Annotated in this window: 19 protein-coding genes; 10 read left to right on the top strand and 9 right to left on the bottom strand. The window is 70.1% G+C overall.

All coding sequences use genetic code 11. The features are described from left to right. The first annotated feature begins 20 nt into the window (after nt 1-20). The 4 genes from A4U64_RS20750 to A4U64_RS20735 all read left to right on the top strand — a co-directional run bounded on the left by A4U64_RS20750 (nt 21) and on the right by A4U64_RS20735 (nt 3,892). Nucleotides 21-1,244 carry an acyl-CoA dehydrogenase family protein gene (locus A4U64_RS20750; protein WP_006937778.1) on the top strand — a complete coding sequence of 408 codons (1,224 nt, stop codon included), beginning with the start codon at nt 21-23 and terminating at the stop codon, nt 1,242-1,244. Further along, entirely contained in the window at nt 1,241-2,041 is an 801-nt protein-coding gene (locus A4U64_RS20745; RefSeq protein WP_006937781.1) for an SDR family oxidoreductase, read from the top strand. Before A4U64_RS20750 ends, A4U64_RS20745 begins: the two co-directional genes overlap by 4 nt. Before the next feature lie 65 nt (nt 2,042-2,106). Beyond that, complete coding sequence (locus A4U64_RS20740) at nt 2,107-2,709, top strand: TetR/AcrR family transcriptional regulator (protein ID WP_006937783.1); 603 nt, start codon at nt 2,107-2,109, stop codon at nt 2,707-2,709. A 34-nt stretch (nt 2,710-2,743) separates the two neighbouring features. Then, nucleotides 2,744-3,892: an acetyl-CoA C-acetyltransferase gene (locus tag A4U64_RS20735; RefSeq protein WP_065923056.1), complete on the top strand. Its 1,149-nt coding sequence runs from the start codon at nt 2,744-2,746 to the stop codon at nt 3,890-3,892. Nucleotides 3,893-3,958: 66 nt separating this feature from the next. On the opposite strand, the gene A4U64_RS20730 is transcribed toward A4U64_RS20735, so the two are convergent. After that, on the bottom strand, nt 3,959-4,363 hold the full coding sequence (locus A4U64_RS20730) for a hypothetical protein (protein WP_065923055.1): 405 nt from the start codon (nt 4,361-4,363) through the stop codon (nt 3,959-3,961). A gap of 68 nt (nt 4,364-4,431) precedes the next feature. Continuing rightward, a complete protein-coding gene (locus A4U64_RS20725) occupies nt 4,432-5,829 on the bottom strand; it encodes a cytochrome P450 (protein ID WP_006937788.1) in 1,398 nt (465 codons plus the stop codon). Between the two features lie 88 nt (nt 5,830-5,917). Between A4U64_RS20725 and A4U64_RS20720 the strand changes: the two genes are divergently transcribed. Both A4U64_RS20720 and A4U64_RS20715 read left to right on the top strand, forming a co-directional pair. Beyond that, on the top strand, nt 5,918-6,502 hold the full coding sequence (locus A4U64_RS20720) for a TetR/AcrR family transcriptional regulator (RefSeq protein ID WP_065923054.1): 585 nt from the start codon (nt 5,918-5,920) through the stop codon (nt 6,500-6,502). Between the two features lie 22 nt (nt 6,503-6,524). Continuing rightward, nucleotides 6,525-6,794, top strand: coding sequence for a DUF2277 family protein (locus A4U64_RS20715; RefSeq protein WP_006937792.1), 270 nt, complete (start codon nt 6,525-6,527; stop codon nt 6,792-6,794). Between the two features lie 32 nt (nt 6,795-6,826). On the opposite strand, the gene A4U64_RS20710 is transcribed toward A4U64_RS20715, so the two are convergent. Then, nucleotides 6,827-9,160 carry an ATP-binding protein gene (locus A4U64_RS20710; protein WP_198163319.1) on the bottom strand — a complete coding sequence of 778 codons (2,334 nt, stop codon included), beginning with the start codon at nt 9,158-9,160 and terminating at the stop codon, nt 6,827-6,829. 180 nt (nt 9,161-9,340) lie between these two features. Here A4U64_RS20710 and A4U64_RS20705 point away from each other — a divergent pair, with 180 nt between their 5' ends. From A4U64_RS20705 to A4U64_RS20695, 3 genes are all read left to right on the top strand, one after another. Continuing rightward, a complete protein-coding gene (locus tag A4U64_RS20705; protein WP_006937797.1) occupies nt 9,341-10,990 on the top strand; it encodes a flavin-containing monooxygenase in 1,650 nt (549 codons plus the stop codon). A 31-nt stretch (nt 10,991-11,021) separates the two neighbouring features. Continuing rightward, nucleotides 11,022-11,966, top strand: a complete 945-nt coding sequence (locus tag A4U64_RS20700; RefSeq protein WP_029540987.1) for an alpha/beta hydrolase — start codon at nt 11,022-11,024, stop codon at nt 11,964-11,966. 106 nt (nt 11,967-12,072) lie between these two features. Next, nucleotides 12,073-12,888, top strand: a complete 816-nt coding sequence (locus A4U64_RS20695) for an NAD(P)H-binding protein (RefSeq protein ID WP_065923053.1) — start codon at nt 12,073-12,075, stop codon at nt 12,886-12,888. Here the strand turns inward: A4U64_RS20695 and A4U64_RS20690 are convergent. The 4 genes from A4U64_RS20690 to echA20 are packed head-to-tail and all read right to left on the bottom strand — an operon-like array spanning nt 12,849 to nt 16,381. Then, the gene (locus tag A4U64_RS20690; RefSeq protein WP_006937803.1) at nt 12,849-13,949 is read right to left on the bottom strand and encodes an NAD(P)H-dependent flavin oxidoreductase; all 1,101 of its coding nucleotides are present in this window, start codon (nt 13,947-13,949) and stop codon (nt 12,849-12,851) included. The genes A4U64_RS20695 and A4U64_RS20690 overlap by 40 nt on opposite strands. Continuing rightward, nucleotides 13,946-14,722, bottom strand: a complete 777-nt coding sequence (gene ipdB / locus A4U64_RS20685) for a cholesterol ring-cleaving hydrolase subunit IpdB (RefSeq protein WP_006937804.1) — start codon at nt 14,720-14,722, stop codon at nt 13,946-13,948. The genes A4U64_RS20690 and ipdB overlap by 4 nt, the downstream gene beginning before the upstream one ends. Then, complete coding sequence (ipdA, locus tag A4U64_RS20680; protein ID WP_185713882.1) at nt 14,719-15,600, bottom strand: cholesterol ring-cleaving hydrolase subunit IpdA; 882 nt, start codon at nt 15,598-15,600, stop codon at nt 14,719-14,721. The genes ipdB and ipdA overlap by 4 nt, the downstream gene beginning before the upstream one ends. A 19-nt stretch (nt 15,601-15,619) precedes the next feature. Next, nucleotides 15,620-16,381, bottom strand: a complete 762-nt coding sequence (echA20, locus tag A4U64_RS20675; protein WP_065923051.1) for a (7aS)-7a-methyl-1,5-dioxo-2,3,5,6,7,7a-hexahydro-1H-indene-carboxyl-CoA hydrolase — start codon at nt 16,379-16,381, stop codon at nt 15,620-15,622. A gap of 149 nt (nt 16,382-16,530) precedes the next feature. Between echA20 and A4U64_RS20670 the strand changes: the two genes are divergently transcribed. Next, complete coding sequence (locus tag A4U64_RS20670) at nt 16,531-17,445, top strand: SDR family oxidoreductase (RefSeq protein WP_065923050.1); 915 nt, start codon at nt 16,531-16,533, stop codon at nt 17,443-17,445. A 70-nt stretch (nt 17,446-17,515) separates the two neighbouring features. Here the strand turns inward: A4U64_RS20670 and A4U64_RS20665 are convergent, their stop codons facing one another. Beyond that, a complete protein-coding gene (locus A4U64_RS20665) occupies nt 17,516-18,175 on the bottom strand; it encodes a GNAT family N-acetyltransferase (RefSeq protein WP_029541002.1) in 660 nt (219 codons plus the stop codon). 79 nt (nt 18,176-18,254) lie between these two features. Continuing rightward, nucleotides 18,255-18,728, bottom strand: coding sequence for a nitroreductase family deazaflavin-dependent oxidoreductase (locus A4U64_RS20660; RefSeq protein WP_065923049.1), 474 nt, complete (start codon nt 18,726-18,728; stop codon nt 18,255-18,257). Nucleotide 18,729: the final 1 nt, after the last annotated feature.

The following is an 18,729-nucleotide window of genomic DNA, read 5'->3' as shown; positions in this document are numbered from 1 at the left end:
TGGTAGGTTATCGTACAGACGTGCATCAGAGCGAGAGACTGGACGACACGGGTTTCGACAACGCCGCGTTCGCCGCCACCGTCCGGCAGTGGCTGGAGGACAATCTGACCGGCGAATTCGCCGAGCTGAAGGGCAAGGGTGGCCCGGGCAGCGAGCACGAGTACTTCGAGCAGCGCCTGGCCTGGGACCGGCATCTCGCCGCCGCCGGATGGACCTGCATCGGCTGGCCGGCCGAGTACGGCGGACGCGGCGCCACCCTCGAACAGCAGGTGATCTTCCACGAGGAGTACGCGAAGGCGAACGCGCCGGCCCGCGTGAATCACCTCGGCGAGGAACTGCTCGGGCCCACCCTCGTCGCCTTCGGTACCGAGGACCAGAAGCGCCGCTTCCTGCCCGGCATCCGGAACGTCACCGAACTGTGGGCCCAGGGCTACTCCGAGCCCGGCGCCGGTTCCGACCTGGCCAACGTCGCCACCACCGCCCGGCTCGAGGACGGCAAGTGGATCATCAACGGCCAGAAGGTGTGGACGTCCCTCGCGCACGTCGCACAGTGGGCGTTCGTGGTCTGCCGCACCGAACCCGGCTCTTCCCGGCACCATGGCCTGAGTTTCCTGCTCGTGCCGCTCGATCAACCGGGCGTCACGGTCCGGCCCATCCAGCAGCTCACCGGCACCTCCGAGTTCAACGAGGTCTTCTTCGACGACGCCGTCACCGACGCCGACCTCGTCGTCGGCGCCCCCGGCGACGGGTGGAAGGTCGCGATGGGACTGCTCACCTTCGAGCGCGGCGTCTCCACCCTGGGCCAGCAGATCGGCTTCGCCCGTGAGCTGCAGGGCGTCGCCGACCTCGCCGCATCCAACGGTGCCGCCGAGGATCCGCACATTCGCGAGCGGATCGCGCGCGCCCGCATCGGCCTGCGCGTGATGCGCGCCCACGCCGTGCGCACCCTCGGCGAGGCCGACCCCGGCCAGGCGTCGGTGGCAAAGCTGCTGTGGGCCAACTGGCACCGCGACCTCGGCAAGCTCGCGATGGACGTGCAGGGCCCGGCCTCGCTCGTCGGGCCGGAGCACGACCATGCCGGCAACCCGTCGGTGCTCTCGGATCCCGAGCATCTCGAGCTCGCCGAGTGGCAACGGCTGTTCCTGTTCACCCGCGCCGACACCATCTACGGCGGATCCAACGAGGTCCAGCGCAACATCATCGCCGAGCGCGTGCTCGGCCTTCCCCGAGAGGCCCGTCCGTGACCACTTCCCCCCTCGCCACGCCGCCCGTCGAGACCCCGGGCCACGGCCTGCTCGCCGGCAAGAAGGTCGTCGTCACCGCCGCCGCCGGCACCGGCATCGGTTTCGCGACCGCCCGTCGCGCCCTGCTCGAGGGCGGCGACGTGCTCGTCTCGGACTTCCACGAGCGTCGGCTCGGGGAGACGGTCGACAAGCTCGCCGCCGAGTTCCCGTCGCAGCAGGTCGACGCCCTCGTGTGCGACGTCTCCTCCACCGAGCAGGTCGACGCGCTGATCACCGGCGCCGCCGACCGGCTCGGGCGCATCGACGTGCTGGTCAACAACGCCGGCCTCGGCGGTGAGACCCCGGTGGTCGACATGACCGACGAACAGTGGGACCGCGTCCTCGACATCACCCTCACCAGCACCTTCCGCGCCACCCGCGCCGCGCTGCGCTACTTCCGGTCGGCCGGCCACGGCGGCGTCCTCGTCAACAACGCCTCGGTGCTCGGCTGGCGCGCGCAGCACTCGCAGGCGCACTACGCGGCCGCCAAGGCCGGCGTGATGGCGCTGACCCGCTGCTCGGCGATCGAGGCCGCCGAGTACGGGGTCCGGATCAACGCCGTCGCCCCGTCGATCGCGCGGCACGCCTTCCTCGCGAAGGTCACCAGCGAGGACCTGCTCGACCGGCTCGCCGCCGACGAGGCGTACGGGCGGGCCGCGGAGGTCTGGGAGATCGCCGCGACCATCGCCATGCTCGCCAGCGACTACACCACGTACCTGACCGGCGAGGTCGTCTCGATCTCCTCGCAGAGGGCCTGACCCGTGCGCGGTTCCGGTAGCCGCCGCCACCGGAACCGCGCACGGCAGCCTGAAAGGATGCCTCCATGACTCCTCCCAGAGACGATGCTGCCAAGTCCGGGCGTCGCGCCGAGTTGCTCGATATCGCCGCTCAGCTGTTCGCCTCGCGCGGGGTGCGTGCCACCACCGTGCGCGACATCGCCGACGCCGCGGGCATCCTGTCGGGCAGTCTCTATCATCACTTCGACTCCAAGGAGTCGATGGTCGACGAGATCCTGCGGGGATTCCTCGACGACCTGTTCGGCCGCTACCGCGAGATCGTCGCCTCGGGGGCGGACTCCCGCGCCACCCTCGAGGCGCTCATCACCGCGTCGTACGAATCGATCGACAAGTCGCACGCCGCGGTCGCGATCTACCAGGACGAGGCCAAGCGGCTCGTGGAGAACGAGCGGTTCTCCTACATCTCCGACCTCAACACCGAATTCCGCAACCTGTGGGTGGGGGTGATCGAGCGCGGCATCGCCGACGGCACGTTCCGGCCGGACGTCGACGTCGAACTCGTCTTCCGGTTCCTGCGCGACACCGTGTGGGTGGCCGTGCGCTGGTACCGGCCCGGCGGCACCCTCACCGCCGACAAGGTGGCGCAGCAGTACCTGTCCATCGTGCTCGACGGACTTGCCAACCCCTGAACCGACCTTCCCCGGAACCGACTAGGAGTCCCTCATGACCGAGGCATACATCGTCGACGCGGTACGCACCCCGATCGGCAAGAAGAACGGCGGCCTGTCCGCCGTCCACCCGGCCGACCTGGGCGCGCACGTGATCAAGGCGATCGTCGACCGCACCGGCATCGACCCGAGCGACGTCGACGACGTCGTCTTCGGCTGCGTCGACGCCATCGGTGGCCAGGCCGGCAACATCGCCCGCACCGCGTGGCTCGCCGCCGGCTACCCGCAGCACGTTCCCGGCGTCACCGTCGACCGGCAGTGCGGGTCGAGCCAGCAGGCCCTGCACTTCGGTGCGCAGGCCATCCTGTCCGGCACCGCCGACCTCATCGTCGCCGGCGGCGTGCAGAACATGTCGCAGATCCCGATCTCCGCGGCCATGATCGTCGGGCAGCAGTACGGCTTCGACACCCCGTTCGGCGGTTCGACCGGCTGGACCGAGCGCTACGGCGACCAGGAGGTCTCGCAGTTCCGCGGCGCCGAGATGATCGCCGACAAGTGGGATCTCAGCCGCGAGGACCTCGAGCGCTGGGCGTTGCAGAGCCATGAGCGGGCCAAGGCGGCCATCGCCGAGGGCCGGTTCGAGGGCGAGATCGTCCCGCTCGGCGACGCCACCGTCGACGAGGGACCCCGCGAGACGAGCCTCGAGAAGATGGCGTCACTCGCGACGCTCGTCGAGGGCGGCCGGCTCACCGCCGCCGTCGCCAGCCAGATCTCCGACGGTGCCTCGGCGGTGCTGCTCGCCTCCGACGAGGCCGTGCGCAAGTACGGCCTGAAGCCCCGCGCCCGGATCTACCACCTCAGTGCCCGCGGCGACGACCCGATCTTCATGCTCAGCGCGCCCATCCCGGCGACGCAGCATGCGTTGGAGAAGACCGGCCTGAGCATCGACGACATCGACCTGATCGAGATCAACGAGGCCTTCGCCCCCGTCGTGCTGGCCTGGATCAAGGAGATCGGCGCCGACCCGGCCAAGGTCAACGTCAACGGCGGCGCCATCGCGCTGGGCCACCCGCTCGGCGCCACCGGCACCAAGCTGATGGCGACTCTGCTGAACGAGCTCGAGCGCCGCGAGGGTCGCTACGGCCTGCTGACGATCTGCGAGGGCGGCGGCACCGCCAACGTGACGATCATCGAGCGGGTGTAGACAGGCGGCTGCGCCGCCGGTGTGTCCCTTGGGCTGTCAGGGCAGCCCAAGAGACACACCGGCGCGTCAGCGCAGGGTCGGATCGGTGACCCGGTCGCTGCTGCCGGCGGTGCGGAACGCGTGGTCGGCGAGGTCGGCGAGCGGATCGGCGGGCAGGACGTGGACGATCTGCTCGTGGACGATGCCCCCGTCCGGGCACCAGACGAGCACGCGCCGCGGTCCGGGTGCGACGCCGTGGGCGACCATCGAACCGGACGGTTCGACGGGCAGGCTGCGGGTGTGGCCGTCCGCATCGGGATCGACACGGCAGCTCTCCGGATGGACGGGCACACCGTGCACCGTCACCTTCACCCGCTCCCGGCCCGCGACGACGTCGGCGGTGGGCCCCGCCTGCGCCGTCGCCGGGACGGCCAGGGCCGCAACGATCGTGGACAGCGCCGCCGCCGTGACGCCTGCGGAACCGAATCTCATGGTTTCTCCCTCCCGTGCGGGCCTCTCCCACCCGCCCGGCTCAGCCTACGACACGGGTGGGCGCCGGCTCAGGACCGCAAGGACACCCGGGCGTGTAGTCCCTCCGGCATGAGGGTGAGCCGTTCGGCCACCTTCAGCCGATAGGCGGGGTCCATCGCCAGGTCGTAGCGGCGCAACAGGGTTCCCAGCACGAGCGTGGCCTCGTGCAGCGCGAACTGCCTTCCTATGCAAGCGCGTTCGCCGGTGCCGAACGGTTTGTACACGTGCGCGGGCCGGGCCCGGACCCGTTCGGGCAGGAAGCGGTCGGGGTCGAACTCGTCGGCGTCGTCGCCCCAGACCGCCGGGTCGCGGTGCACCGCGGGCAGCAGCACGAGCACCCAGTCGCCGGCACGCATCCGGTATCGGCCGGCGAGGGTGGTGTCCACCCTCGCCTCCCGCGCGTACGCGGGCGCGGTCGGCCACAGGCGCAGCGCCTCGTCGAGCACCCGGCGGACGTAGCGCAGCTTGGCGATCTGCTCGAATGCGGGCTCGCCGTCGCCCCAGATCTCCTCGACCTCCGCCCGCGCCCGCGCGTAGGCCTGTGGGTCGCGCATCAGGTAGTAGAGAGCGAACGACAATGCGCCCGAAGTTGTTTCGTGACCGGCGACGAGGAAGGTGAGCACCTGGTTGCGGATGTTGATCTCGTCGAGCTTGTTGGGATCGTCCTCCCGTGCCGCCCGCAGCATCAGCTCGAGCAGGTCGTCGGGGGCGGGGCCGGGGGCGTCGCGCCTGCTGTGGATCACCGCGTCGACGACGTCGCGCATGTGCGCCCGGTCGAGGTCGTACTGCCGCTTGGCGGCGGGGAAGAGGAAGCGCCCGACGACCGGCACGGTGCGCAGCATGCTGCGCTGCGAGAACGAGAGTCCGCCGACCATCGCCTCGACGAACGGGTGCCGCGCCGCACGCTCGAACGGCTCGAACGAGTAGCTGAAGCCGCTGCGGCCGATGGTCTCCAGCGTCAGCTTCGTCATGTCCGCGGCGATGTCCACGTCGCCGCCGCTGCGCGCCGTACGGTCCCAGTGTGCGACGAGCTGGGCGGTGACGTCGAGCATCGTGGCGTGGTACCGGCGCATCGCCTGCTGGGTGAACGCAGGCATCAGCAGCTCGTGCGCGCGGCGCCAGTTCGGTTCCTCGTTGAAGGCGGTGAACAGCCCGTCGCCGCCGATCGCGCGCAGGGCCTCCACACCCGGCGCGAGGTGCTTGGCGAAGCGTTTCTCGTCGGACAGCTCGGCCGTGAGCTCGCCGGAGCAGACGAACACGAAGCGGCGGCCGAAGGCCGTGCGCTCGAACACCGGGCCGAGGGCCTTGTGGATTGCCATCGAGTTCTGCACCGGGGTCTCGAGCGACATGCCCAGGACGTCGCCGACGAGGGGGAGACGTTTCGGCGGGCGCGGAATTTCTGTGTCGAACACCCGTGACGTGGCCATGGCCATGCTCCGACCCCCAGTTATTGAATCCGTGTACAGTAATCACGCTACGCCGGGACGGACGGGTGTCAAGAACTAGATTGAGTCCGTGGCCCGATCCCGCCGACGACTCGATCCCGAGCAGCGCCGCGCGCAGCTGCTCGACATCGGCGCGCGCCTGTTCGCCGAGCGCGCCTACGAGGACGTGTGGATCGAGGAGGTCGCCGAACTCGCCGGGGTCTCGCGCGGCCTGATGTACCACTACTTTCCGACCAAACGAGACTTCATGGCGGCGGTCGTCCAGCGCGAGTCCGACCGGCTGCTCGCCGTCACCGAACCGGATCCGCAGCTCACCGTCGCCGAGCGGATCATCGCGGGCCTCGACGCCTACCTCGACTACGTCGCGTCGCACCGGCAGGGCGTCGCGGCGGTCAACCGGGCCGCGGACTCCGCCGACGCCGGTATCCGCGCGATCGTCGACTCCGAACTCGGCGTTCAGCAGGAACGCATCCTCGACGCGCTCGCCCCGCCCGACGACGAACGCGAACTCGTCGCGGTGGCCGTGCAGGGATGGATCGCCCTCGTGCGCAGCGTGTGCGTCGACTGGCACGATCACCCCACGGTCACCGGGACGCAGCTGCGGGAGCTGTGCCTGAATGCGCTGCGCGGCATGCTCGGCGGTCGCCTCGGCTGAGGACCCGGGTTACCCTCGGTCCATGTGCCGGAACATCACGGAGCTGCGCGGGCTCGAGCCGGCAGCGACCGCCGAGGAGATCGAGGCCGCCGCCCGCCAGTACGTGCGCAAGGTCAGCGGCGTCCACAAACTGTCCGACGCCACCCGCGAACCGTTCGAGGAGGCCGTCGCCGAGGTCACGGCCGTCACCATGCGACTGCTCGACCGGCTCCCGCCGCGCCGGCAGCCGCCGCCGACGGTGCCGCCGCTGCGCCGGCCGGAGGTGCAGGCACGGATCGCGGCGCGCGGCTGAACGACGTCGCACCCCGAGTCCCGCGGCGGCCGTCAGCCGGGCGCGTGTGCCGCTCCCGCGGCGCGGGCGTGCACCCAGGCGACCACCTGGGTGCGGGATCCGACGCCCAGTTTGTCCAGGATGTGTTCGACGTGCCCGTCGACCGTCCGGTGCGAGATCACGAGCTGATCCGCGATCTCCCGGTTGCTGAGGCCCCGGGCGACGAGTTCGGCCACCTCCTCTTCCCTGCGGGTCAACGGGGAGGCGGTGGGTGACGCGGTCGCCGATCCGCCCGCGGGCGTCCCGAGAGCCGTGTCGACAGCCTGCTCGATGGCCGGGTGTGCCGGCGGTGTCGACAGGCGCGCATACTTCTTCGCTCCCAGCGACTGTCGGACCCGCTGTTCCCAGTGCGCCGAATCACCCGTGATATGGGGACCGAAGGCGGCGACGGACGTGCCGAGTCGCTGCCACACCGCCCTGGCCGCGCCGAAGAGCGTGGCGGACCGCTCGGTGTGACCGACGGCTTCCGCCGCCCAGGCGAGAAGTTCGATCGACAGGGCGGTGCAGATCTTGTCCTTGAAGTCGCGCTGGATGTGCAGTGCCTGTTCCGCGGCGTCGACGGCGTCGTCGATCCGGCCGAGGTGGAAGTAGGCCAGGCTCGAAACCCACAGGGCGTACGCCTTGTTCCACTGCTCGCCGTGCTCGTCCGCCACGTGGATCACGTGTGCACACGTGGCGAGTGCGTCGTCGAGCCGGCCGTCGTAGGTCTGGGCCATGGCCAGCTGGAACAAGGCGGTGAGGGTTGCTGCGCGATCGCCTCGGGTGCGATGAACGGCGATCGCCGCGTCGTAGAGATCGATCGCGTCGGTGGTTCGTCCGCAGAACAAGGCGTGCAGGGCAGCCCAGTGGTCGTGGTGCGCCTGCAACTCGGCATCTTCCAGTTCGGCTGCGATGGATCCGCATTCGGCAAGATGAAGTGCGGCTCCCTCCCGGTCCCCCTGGATCAGGGCCGTCCACGCGGTCACCCACAGGACGTGGCCCCGGTCGCGAGTGGACCGGGGCAGTCGTTGCAGAAGCCGCTCGAGCCTGGTGCGGCCGTGGGAGAGGTTGCCTCCCGCGATCCAGTGATACCGAAGCGCCACGGCGAGGGCGGCCGCGGCCGACAGGTCGCTGTCGTCCCGTAGCGACCAGTCGAGCGCGGCCATGAAGTTCGGATGGTCGATCCGCCACCGCGACAACAGTTCCGATTGTCTCGGCCCGTACCAGTCCGCCGCGTGACGTTGCGCCCGCTCGAGGTAGTGGTCTCGGTGCCGCCGGTACAGATCGTTCCGTCGTCCACCGGCGTCGAGCAGCTCGTGCCCGTACTCGCGCACGGTCATCAACTGCGAGTAGCGGAAGGCCTCTGCGGAACGATCGACCGTGACAAGCGATTTCGACACCAAACCGTCGAGCAGATCCATCACCTGTTCCGGGGGAAGGTCTTCGTCCCCGCAGATCGACTCGGCGGCTTCGAGATCGAAGCTGCCGGGAAAGACCGACAGCCGCGCCCACAGCGTGCGCTCCGGTGCGGAGCACAGTTCGTAGCTCCAGTCGATCAGCGCCCGGAGCGTCTGCTGCCGGGGCACGGCCGCGCGGTTGCCGCCGGTGAGCAGGGCGAAGCGCCGGTCGAGCCGTTCGACGAGCTGGGCGGGGGACAGGGTCCGCAACCGGGTTGCGGCGAGTTCGATGGCCAGGGGGATGCCGTCGAGCTGGATGCACAGCTGGGCGACGGCGTCGGCGTTGGCGTCGGTCATCCGGAATTCGGCGACCACACTCTGGGTGCGCTCGACGAGAAGCGTGACCGATTCGAACAGGGCCAGGTCGGCGGCGCGGTTGCCGGTCGATTCCGTCGGGGTGCTCAGCGGCGGCAGCACGTAGGTGAATTCGCCGCCGACGCCGAGCGGCTCCCGGCTCGTCGCCAGAACGCGCACCTCGGGTGCGCCGGTGAGGACCGTGGTGACGAACGCGGCCGCCGCGTCGAGCAGGTGCTCACAGTTGTCGACCACGATCAGCATGTGGCGGTCCCGCAGGTGATCGAGGATCTTGTCCCGCACGGGACGGGTGGACTGGTCGGTGACGCCGAGCGCCGCGGCCGCAGCCGACGGGAGCGCCTCGGGATCGCGGACCACGGCGAGGTCGATCCAGCAGAAGGCGTCGCGGAAGGCGCGGGCGGAGCGGAGGGCGATCTCCTCCGCCAGCCGAGTCTTGCCGACCCCGCCCGGACCGAGCAACGACAGGAGCCGGGCCTGTTGCAGGCGGGCCCGAGCCTCGTCGATCTCCCGGCGACGGCCGACGAAACTGGTCAGCGAGGGCGTCAGCCCTTTGGTGCGGGGCAGGGGGGACTCCATCTTCACGCTTCCCAGAGATAGTGGTCAGAACATACCCGAATGCGGTGTGACGCCCAACACAGGTATCGAAAGGGGTGATTTCCCCCGCGTGGGGGTGAGGTGACGCGGGTCATTGTCGTGGTCAGGCATCGAAGCGCCCCGGACGGGGCCGAACCCCATTGATCGTGAGGAGCCCGCACCATGACCGAAACCGATTTCTCCGCTCCCGACGTCGACGTCGTCGTCGTGGGAGCCGGCTTCGCCGGCCTGTACGCCCTGCACAAGCTGCGCGACACGATGAACCTGGCGGTGCGGGTGTTCGAGGCCGGCGCCGACGTGGGCGGCACCTGGTACTGGAACCGCTACCCGGGCGCTCGCTGCGACATCGAGAGCATCCACTACTCGTACTCCTTCGACGAAGAGCTGCAGCAGGAGTGGCGGTGGAGCGAGAAGTTCGCCGGCCAGCCGGAGATCCTGCGGTACCTCGAGCACGTCGCCGACCGCTTCGACCTACGCAGGGGGATCACCTTCGACACCCGGGTGATCGGGGTGCACTGGGACGACGAGAACTCGATGTGGACGGTGCACACCGATGACGGCCGCAGCGTGCGCAGCCGGTACTTCATCTCCGGCGCCGGCAACCTCTCGGTCCCCAAGACTCCCGAGTTCGGCGGCATCGAGAACTTCCGCGGCGAGGTCCTGCTCACCGGCAACTGGCCGCACGAGGGCGTGGACTTCGCAGGCAAGCGTGTCGCGGTCATCGGCGCCGGTGCGAGCGGCATCCAGGCGATCCCCCTGATCGCCGAGGAGGCGGCGGAGCTGATCGTCTTCCAGCGCACCCCCAACTTCGCCACCCCGCTGGGCAACGGGCCGCTCGACCCGGAGGTGGAGACCGAGGCCAAGCAGAACTACCGGAGTCTGCGCGACGCAGCCCGCAACCACTTCCTCGGCGTCCCGTTCGACCAGGTCCAGCCCTCGGCTTTGGCCGTCGACGCGCAGGAGCGCCGCCGGGTGTTCGACGAGCGCTGGAACGCCGGCGGGTTCCGGCTGTTCATCGACAGCTTCCAGGACATCCTGTTCGACAAGAAGGCCAACGACACCATCGCCGAGTACATCCGCGAACGCATCCGCGAGCGGGTGCAGGACCCGGCCAAGGCCGACAAGCTCGCACCCGAGGGCTACGCCTACGGCACCAAGCGTCCCCCGCTCGAGACGAACTACTACGAGGCCTACAACCGCGAGAGCGTGCACATCGTCGATGTGAAGGACACTCCGATCGACGAGATCACCGCCACCGGGGTCCGGGTGGGGGAGCGCACGTACGAGGTGGACACCGTCGTGCTGGCCACCGGCTTCGACGCCATGACCGGGCCGCTGCTGGCGATGGACATCCGCGGCCGCGGCGGACAGACGCTGGCCGAGAAATGGGCCCACGGGCCGCGGACATACCTCGGCATCATGATCCACGGGTTCCCGAACCTGTTCACCATCACCGGGCCGCAGTCGCCGTCGGTGCTCTACAACATGCCGCTGGCCATCGAGGACCACGTCGACTTCGCCACCGACGCGATCGACTATCTGCGCGCACACGACCTCGACGTGATCGAGCCGACCGCGCAGGCCGAGACCGACTGGCTGCACCTGACCAACGAGATCGCCGGGCAAACCCTCCTGCCGCAGACGAACTCCTGGTACATGGGCGCCAACATCCCCGGCAAGCCGAGGGCCTGCATGGTCTACCTCGGCGGTGCCCCGACCTACCGGCAGACCTGCGCCGAGGTCGTCGCCGGCGGCTACACCGGCTTCGACACGACGAGTTCGCGCGCGGTGGTCGCGACCGCCGTCTCCTGACCCCACCGTCCATTCCCCGGAAGGAAATGCCATGGCACTCGACCACCACGTCGAGCAACTGCTCGCGGGACTGCAGGCGCAAGGACTGAAATCGTTCGAGAACATGTCCGTCGACGAAGCCCGCGCGGTCGTGTCGACGTTCACCGGCTTGCAGGCCCCGTCCGAACCGGTCGCCCGGATCGAAGACCTCCACTATGTCAGCGACACCACCGAGCTTCCGCTCCGGATCCACCTTCCCGAAGGGACCGGTCCGCGCCCGGTGGTGCTCTACTTCCACGGCGGTGGGTTCGTCGCCGGTGATCTCGAGGTGGTCGACGAACCCGCCCGGGCACTCGCGAACGAGACGGGAACGGTCGTCGTGACCGCCGCCTACCGCCGGGCGCCCGAACATCGGTTTCCGGCGGCCGCCGACGACGCCTGGGCCGCGCTGAACTGGGTCGCCGCGCACATCGCCGAGCACGGCGGGGACCCGGGCAACATAGTGGTGATGGGCGACAGCGCCGGGGGGAATCTGGCGGCCGTCACCGCGCTGCGCTCGCGAGACCAGGGAGGGCCGGCCCTTCGCGGACAGGTGCTGATCTACCCGGTGATCGACCCGAACGCTCAGCTGCCGTCCCGAATCGACTACGCCGACGGCTACCTCATCACCGCCGCGGCCCTGGACTGGTTCTGGGAGCAGTACCTGTCCGCACCGGAGGACGCCGACAACCCGTATGCCGTCCCCACCCGGGCGGACCGCGTGGACGGACTCCCGCCGGCCCTCATCCTCACGACGGAGAACGAGGTCACCCGCGACGAGGCCGAACAGTACGGCGCTCGGCTGCGCGCCGAGGGCGTGGACGTCCGTACCGTCCGATTCGACGGGCTGGTGCACGGCGTGTACTGGATGTCCGGCGCGGTTCCCCGCAGCCGCGAGTTGCGCGCCGCCGTCGCCGATTTCGTCAAGAGCGTCGTCGCCCCCACGTCGGCGGCCTGACGGTCTACCGCCCGGCGGACGTGATGTCGTCCGCCGGGCGCGATGGACGTGCGAACCGGTCGGCTGCCCCGGTGACCGTGTCGGTGCCGGATGTCAGGATGCCGGCATGGACGAACGACCGGTGTTGGTTCTCGGTTCCACGGGCACCGTCGGGCGACGGGTCACCCGGCAGTTGCGCGAACGCGGGCACGCGGTCCGTGCCGGCTCCCGCTCGGGCGACGTGCCGTTCGACTGGTTCGATCCGCACACCTGGAAACCCGCGGTGTCCGGTGCCGGAGCGGTGTTCGTCATGGCGCCCGACGGCGTGCCGGTCGCGGACGGATTCGTCGATATGGCTGTCGCCGAGGGGGTTTCGCGATTCGTCCTGCTGTCGAGCAAGGCGGTCGACGTGATGGGCGATGAGCGGCTGCTGGCCGCCGAGCGTGCCGTCACGTCGTCCGGCGCGGAGTGGACCGTGGTGCGCCCCGACTGGTTCGACCAGAACTTCGACGAGGGTTTCCTGCGCGCTGCCGTGCTCGCGGGCGAGATCGTCCTGCCCCTGGGTGACATGCGTCAGGCGTTCAACGACGCCGGGGACATCGCCGCCGTCGCCGTCGCCGCGCTCACCGGGGACGGCCACGCCGGCCGGACCTACGAGCTGAGCGGGCCGGACGCGCTGTCGTTCGGCGAGGCCGCGGCCGTGATCGCCTGCGCATCGGGGCGCAAGGTCCGTTACCGCGGTGAGCCGGACGCCTACCTCGAGACGATGACCGGCCTCGGCCTGGACCGGGCGCAGGTGCTCGCCGAGATCGAGGCATTCGAGGCCCTGCGGGCGACCGGCGACGCGACCCCGAACGACGTTGTCGCCGAGGTGGCGGGCCGGCCGCCCGTGTCCTTCGAGACCTACGTGCGCGCCGCGGCGGAACGCGGGGCCTGGGCCTGACCGCGCAGCGCGGCCACTGCGTCGATCCGCTCCACGGCCTCGGCGACGATCCGGTCGATCAGCTCCCGGCAGCTCGGCAGGTCGTCGAGCATGCCGACGACCTGCCCGGAGGCCAGCACACCGGCGTCGGTGTTGCCCTCCACGAGCCCGGCCTTGAGCAGCATGGGGGTGTTGGCCGCCATGATGATCTGCTGCCACGTGCGGTCGCTCGCCCGCTTCATCGCGATGCCGTCCTTGACGAGCGTCGACCACTTCATCCCGGTCATGGCCTTGAACTTCGCCGCGTTCCTCGCGGCGGCGACCAGGCCTTTCGCGTAGCTGCCGCGCTCGAGGCTGTCGACGAGGTCGGTGTTGAGCACACGGTGCGGCATGCCGTCGACCTTGAGGGAGACCGTGGTGTCCTGCAGGCCCCGCCTCAGGTACTCCTGCTTCACCGAGTCGGGCACGGCGCTGTCGCTGGTGAGCAGGAACCGGGTGCCCATGGCGACGCCGGCCGCCCCGTAGGCGAGCGCCGCGGCGAGCCCGCGCCCGTCGAAGAATCCGCCGGCCGCGACGACCGGGATGTCGACGGCGTCGAGCACGCTCGGCAGCAGCAGCGTCGTGGCCACCGGCCCGGTGTGCCCACCGCCCTCGCCGCCTTGCACGATCACCGCGTCGGCCCCCCACGAGGCGACCTTCACCGCGTGCTTCGCGGCGCCGATGGACGGGATCACCACGATGCCGTGGTCCTTGAGCTTGGCGATCAGTTCCTTCCTGGGCGCGAGGGCGAAGGACGCGACCTTGACGTTCTCACGGATGAGCAGGTCGATGCGCTGGGCGGCGTCCGACGCGTCGGCCCGGATGTTCACGCCGAAGGGCTTGTCCGTCGCCGCCTTCGTCTTCGCGACGGCGGCCTCGAGTTCCTCGTACGTCATCGTCGCCGAGGCCAGGATGCCGAGACCGCCCGCGTTGGAGGTCGCCGCGGTCAGGCGCGGGCCGGACACCCAGCCCATCCCCGTCTGGACGATCGGGTGCTCGATGCCGACGAGGTCGGTCAGTGCCGTCGTCAGGCGCGGGCTCATACCGCCACCTCCCGATCCCGCAGGCCGCGCGGATCGAGGACCTCGCGGATCAGGCGCAGCTCCTCGGCGGTGGGCTCGCGGGTCACGCCCGCCTCGTCGAGGCCGGCCACCTCGAAGGAGGTGTTCTCCGCGACCTGCTCCGCCGTGACCCCCGGGTGCAGGGCCAGTGCCCGCATCGTGTGGCCGGGACCGCCGAAGTCGAACGACCCGAGATTGGTGACCACCCGGTGCAGGTGCAGGTACTTGAAGGCCGGGTTGGCCGGGTCCACCCTGTCGTAGCCGACGCCCGAGACGATGTCGACCTTGTCGCAGAACGCGCGCGTGTTGTGCTTGCCGACCCAGTAGCTCGTCGGGTGGTTGATGGTGTTGCCGGGGGCGCCCCGCACGCCGAACATCTGCCGGGTGGGGTGCTGCAGCGGGCCGAACGCGGAGAGATTCTGGTTGCCGTGCCGGTCGATCTGGTTGGCGCCCATCACCACGTGGCGGCGGCCGGAGGCGACGACGTCGAACACCTTGCGGAACGGCATCCAGCCCTCGATCGGGCCCTTCGCTCCGAGTGCGGGAGTGTCCGCGAGGATCAGCGCCTCCCCGTCGGTGATGAGCAGGTCCGGTTCGGTGGTCAGCCGGGCGAGGCGGGCGCCGATCAGCGGCAGCGTCGCCATCGGGCTGGCCATGATTTCGCCTGCCCCGGCGAAGATCTCGGCGCATGCGATGGCGCAGTACTCGGCCCGGGTCACCGTGCCCGTCGTCGCCGGGGTGGTCGTGTCGGTCATGCCTGCTCCTCGGTGAAAGTCTTGACGGCGGCTCGGTAGTCGTCCTCGCTGCCGGAGAGGAACCGGTCGACGAACGCCTGCCAGGTCTGCGGGTCCTTCGCGGCCTCGGCGTAGTGGCGCTGGAATTTCTCGTCGCGGCCGTAGCTGTCGCCGGCGAGGGTGAAGTGGGCGCCGTCCGGTGCCTCCACGACCCCGTCGACCATCAGGCGGTTGAGGATGATCGACTGCAGCGGAACGGACTTGACGAGTTCCTCGGTCTCGACGATGCGCTCGACCGAGACGTACCGCTTCTCCGCCGCCAGGCAGTACAGGTCGTCGAAGTAGGGGTCGACGCCGGTGTAGGCGGCGTTGCCGTGCGCGTCGCCGATGTTCAGATGTACCAGGGCGGCATCGAGATTCAGTGCCGGCATCGCGATCAGTGTCTCGGGCGTGCCGGACGCGTCGGGGTACGGGGAGGTGACGGTCCGCAATTCACCCTCCCAGAAGTCCGGGACGGCGGAACCGAGTCCCGCCCGGATCGGCAGGAACGGCAACCGGGCGGCGGCCGCCTCGAGGCCGCACTTGACCATGCCCTCGTCCATCTCCCGCGCGACGATCTCCCCGTTCGTGCGCGCCTTGGCGAACCACGGGTCGTAGAAGGGGGCCGAGTCGAGGGAGACGAACCCGTAGTACGCCTTCTTCACCTTCCCGGCCGAGCACAGCAGCCCCAGGTCCGGGCCGCCGTAGGTCACGACGGTCAGGTCCTTCACGTCCGAGCGCAGGATCGCGCGGACGAGCGCCATCGGCTTGCGCCGCGACCCCCAGCCGCCGATGCCGATCGTCATGCCGCTGCGCAGCTCGCCGACCACGTCGTCGAGCGACATCCTCTTGTCACGCATGGTGTTTCTCGTCTCCTGGTCAGTGGTTGGCGCGCGGTTTGCCGGTGGCGACGAACTCGTCGCGGTGCTCGTCCGCGATGCCGGCGAGGTTGAGTTCGAAGGTGAAGCCCTGCTCGAAGCGGTAGCTTTCCTTCACGTTCACCGGGTCGATGCCGTTGATGGCTTCCTTGGCGCACCGGATGACGCGGGTGTCCTTCGCCGCGATCTTCTCGGCGATCTCGCGGGCGGTGGCGTCGAGGTCGGCGCGCGGGACGACCTTGTACACCGAGCCGAAGTGCTCGAGCTGCTGGGCCGTGACGTTCTGCGCCGTGTAGTAGAGGGTGCGCATCATGTGCTGCGGCACCAGCCGGGCCAGGTGCGTGGCGGCGCCGAGAGCGCCGCGATCCACCTCGGGCAGGCCGAAGACGGCGTCGTCGGAGGCGACGATGACGTCGGCGTTGCCGACCAGGCCGATGCCGCCGCCGACGCAGAAGCCGTTCACGGCGACCACGACGGGGACGGCGCAGTCGTAGACGGCGCCGAAGGCGGCGGCGCAGCCCCGGTTGGCGGCGATGAGGGCGCCGTGGCCGTCGGTGGCCTGCATCTCCTTGATGTCGACGCCGGCATTGAAGCCGCGGCCCTCCGCGCGCAGGATCACCACGTGCGTGGCCGGATCCTTGCCCGCGGTGAGGACCGCGTCGGCCAGTTCGAACCAGCCCTGGGAGGGGATGGCGTTCACAGGCGGGTAGTCGACGGTGACCGTGGTGATGCCCGCGCCGTCGGTGGTCGAGGTGATGCCCATGGCAGGTTCCTAACGTCTGTACCGAACCAAGCGATTGCTTGGTAAGTTAGCACATGCGGGGCGCAGACCCCAGGGAGCGGAATCGTGGAGGCGGGGCGAGTATGTCGCCCGGATTCCCCGACAACGACATCTATTCGAGGAGAAGACAAGTGAGTGGACTGGTCAACGGGCGCGTCGTGATCGTCACCGGCGCGGGGCGCGGCATCGGGCGGGCCCACGCGCTGGCCTTCGCGGCCGAGGGCGCGAAGGTCGTGGTCAACGACATCGGGGCCGGCGCGGACGGTTCCGCGACGGGGGAGAGCCCCGCCGAGCAGGTCGTCGCGGAGATCCGGGCGGCGGGCGGCGAGGCCGTCGTCAACGGCGACGACGTCGCCGACTGGGCCGGCGCACAGAACCTGGTGCAGACGGCCCTGGACGCCTTCGGGCGGCTCGACGTCCTGGTCAACAATGCGGGATTCCTGCGGGACCGCATGCTCGCCAACATGAGCGAGGAGGAGTGGGACGCCGTGATCCGGGTGCACCTCAAGGGTCACTTCGCCCCGATGCGGCACGCGATGGCGTACTGGCGCGGGGAGGCAAAGGCCGGCAACCCGGTGGACGCGCGGATCGTCAACACCAGCTCGGGCGCCGGCCTGATGGGCAGCATCGGCCAGGGCAACTATGCCGCGGCGAAGGCCGGGATCGCGGCCCTCACGATCCAGGCGGCCGCCGAGTTCGCCCGGTACGGCGTCACCGTCAACGCGATCGCGCCGGCCGCCCGGACCCGCATGACCGTGGGCGCGGGGGGCGCGATGGCCGAGTCGATGGCCGCCCCGGAACAGGGCTTCGACGCGATGGCCCCGGAAAACGTCTCACCGCTGGTGGTGTGGCTCGGCAGCGCCGAGTCGAAGGACGTCACGGGCCGGGTCTTCGAGGTGGAGGGCGGCAGGGTTTCCGTCGCCGACGGCTGGCGGCACGGTGAGGCGATCGACAAGGGCGAGCGCTGGGATCCGAAGGAACTCGGCCCGGTGGTGGAGAAGCTGATCGCGCGCAGCGAGCCCCCCACCCCCGTCTACGGGGCGTAGGCAGCGAAGCTGCCGGTGCGTCCTTTGGGCGGTGGGAACGACCCGAAGGACGCACCGGCGGCGCAGCCGCCTACGCGGGCGAGCGGACGATGATGGTGGTGCCGGGGAAGTACGCGGCCAGCTCGGTGCGGGCGTGTTTGAGGGTCGCGGTGCCGTAGCCCTGCTTGCGCAGCTCCGGGTGGACCCAGATCGCGACGTCGACCTCATGGCCCTGCAGCTCGCCGAACGCGAAGCCGACCGGCTTGGGTTCGGTGCCGGACAGGTCCTCGGCGACCAGCCACACCGCGGACTCGTCGTCGATGCGCGACAGGCCGGCGGCGCGCTCCTGTTCCACCCGCGCTGCACCCGCGTCGCCGAGCTGCTCCTCGCACCGGACGCGGAACAGCTCGCGGTCCGGCTCGCTGTCGCTGAACTGACGCAGCCGGAAATGGGCGCCGGTGGCGTAGGGACGCTCGGCGGGCGTCCACTTGAGCACCGCGTCGAGGTCGTCGAGCTCCTCCCGGATCTTCTTGCGCTCCGCCTTGGTCAGCCGCCGGAACGGAAGGTTGAGCACCGCTTCGGCGCAGAACTCGTCCGTGTCGAGCAGCCGCGCGACGGTCGCGACGGCCTCGGCCCTGTCGTTGCTCTCGACGATGGCATCGAGGACCTCGTGCCGGCGTTCGAGCGCGCGCAGCAGTGCCGCCGCGATCTCCCGCTTGTCGAGTACCTGATCGTGGTTCGCGGTTGTCATCGGGTGACATCCCTTCTCGAGAGCAGCTCGACCGGGCACCCCACTGGTTCGTGCCCGGTCGTGCCGGCTCCCGCGAGGGTCACTCGCACACCACCACCGGGATGACCCGATCCGTCCAGGACTGATAATTGTCGAAATCCGCGTACATTGCCACCAGCCGCGGCCAGTAGTGCGACCGCTCGTCGGGCGTCGCCGCCCGTGCCGTCATCTGCCGCACCCGGGACTTCACCTGCACGGTCACCCGCGGATCGGCCTGGATGTTGCGGAACCACAGCGGGTGCTCGGGCAGGCCGCCCTGGGACGCGACGAGCACCACCCGCTCGTCGTCCTCGAGGAACAGCAGCGGAACGGTCCGCGGCCGTCCCGTCTTCCGGCCCGTGGTGGTCAGCAGGCAGACGGGGATGCCCCACGGAAAGGCGCTGCCCACCCGCCACTTTCCCCCGATCCGGCCGCCGGTGGCCTGATAGGCCGCCACGTTGGCGCGCGACATCCACTTGATGATCGGCACGGTCCACTTCGAGTCGAGACCCTTCGGCGCGGCGGGCCCGTTCATG

This window comes from Rhodococcus sp. WB1 (assembly GCF_001700945.1).
GTDB classification, from domain to species: domain Bacteria; phylum Actinomycetota; class Actinomycetes; order Mycobacteriales; family Mycobacteriaceae; genus Rhodococcus; species Rhodococcus aetherivorans.
The sequence above is the reverse complement of the archived record's forward strand: the minus strand, read 5'-3'. Positions and strand labels throughout refer to the sequence as shown.